The 1,312-nt window shown below is 73.7% G+C and carries 2 protein-coding genes and 1 pseudogene; all 3 read left to right on the top strand.

Features of this window, described 5'->3' with window-relative positions:
• A partial coding sequence (locus tag ACWGDX_RS39345; RefSeq protein WP_453633631.1) for a methyltransferase occupies window positions 1-579 on the top strand: 579 nt, incomplete at its 5' end.
• Window positions 563-874, top strand: coding sequence for a CDGSH iron-sulfur domain-containing protein (locus ACWGDX_RS39340; protein WP_453633629.1), 312 nt, complete (start codon window positions 563-565; stop codon window positions 872-874). The genes ACWGDX_RS39345 and ACWGDX_RS39340, both read left to right, overlap by 17 nt.
• A pseudogene (locus tag ACWGDX_RS39335) lies at window positions 855-1,312 on the top strand (iron-containing redox enzyme family protein); the annotation flags it as partial. The gene ACWGDX_RS39340 and the pseudogene ACWGDX_RS39335, both read left to right, overlap by 20 nt.

Genomic DNA, 1,312 nt, shown 5'->3' with positions numbered 1-1,312 from the left:
GCGGAAGGTCTCGCGGCGGACATGGATCTCCTGGACGTCTGCACAGGCGGCGGCGCGCTGGCGGTGCTGGCGGCACGCATGGGCGCCCGGGTCTCGGCCACCGACATCTCCCGGCGCGCGGTGATGACCACCCGGCTCAACGCCCTTCGCGCCGGACAGCGGGTACGGGTCCGCCGCGGCGACCTGTCGACTCCATGGGGCGGCCGGACCTTCGACGTGGTGGTGAGCAACCCCCCGTACGTCCCCGCCCCGAGGACGCGGCCTCCGCCGCGCGGCCCGGCACGGTCCTGGGACGCCGGCCGCGACGGCCGGCACGTCGTGGACCGGATCTGCGCGCACGCACCGTCTCTTCTCCGGCCGCACGGCATCCTGCTGATGGTGCACTCCGGGCTGTGCGGCGCCGACACGACCCTGCGGCAGCTGGCCGCGGCCGGTCTGACCTGCTCGGTCACCGACCGGACGTACGTACCCTTCGGCCGCGTCCTCACCCGGCGACTGCCGTGGCTGCGCGCCCAGGGGCTGATAGGCGCCGGCGACGACAGGGAAGAGCTGGTGGTCATCCGTGCCGAACGAAGCTGACCGGCCCCGCCGTGTCACCGTCGACCGCGACGGACCGGTCCTGATCGAAGGACCCGTGGAACTGGTCGCGGAGGACGGCACGGTCGTCTCCTCCGACCGGTTCGTCGTCGCTGTCTGCACCTGCCGTCGCAGCCGCGCCTATCCGTGGTGCGACACCAGCCACCGCGTCCGCACCACCCCGCGGGCCGCCGAATGTCACGGCCACCACGACGACCACGACCGCCACGACCACGATCGCGACGAGTGCGGCCCGGCCCACGATCCGAAGGACAGTGATGACGGCGACCACCAGTGACCGGACTCGCACCGGACCCGCCCTGCCCGCACCCCGGGGGCCGCTGTCGGCCGGCCTGCTGACCGCGCTCACCACACCCGCCGGGACCGCACCCGACGCGCGCGAGGTCGCGGCGGCGGACCCGTACGGCGAAGACGCGCAGCTCACCCTGTACGTCTTCTACGAGCTGCACTACCGCGGCTTCGCGGGCGTGGGCGAGGACCGCGAGTGGGACCCCGCGCTGATGCCGCTGCGCCGGGCGCTGGAGGACCGCTTCCTTGACGCGCTGCGCGCCGACGTCCCCGTGGGCCGGAGCGCGGACGAGGCATTCGGCGAGCTGCTGGTGGAGCCCACCGACCACGGCGGCAGCGTCGCGTACCACCTGGAACACCACGGTGAACTCCGGCAGTTGCGCGAGTACGCGGCGCTGCGCTCGCTCTACCACCTCAAGGAGGCCGA

The organism is Streptomyces sp. NPDC055025, from assembly GCF_053608565.1.
The sequence above is the reverse complement of the archived record's forward strand: the minus strand, read 5'-3'. Positions and strand labels throughout refer to the sequence as shown.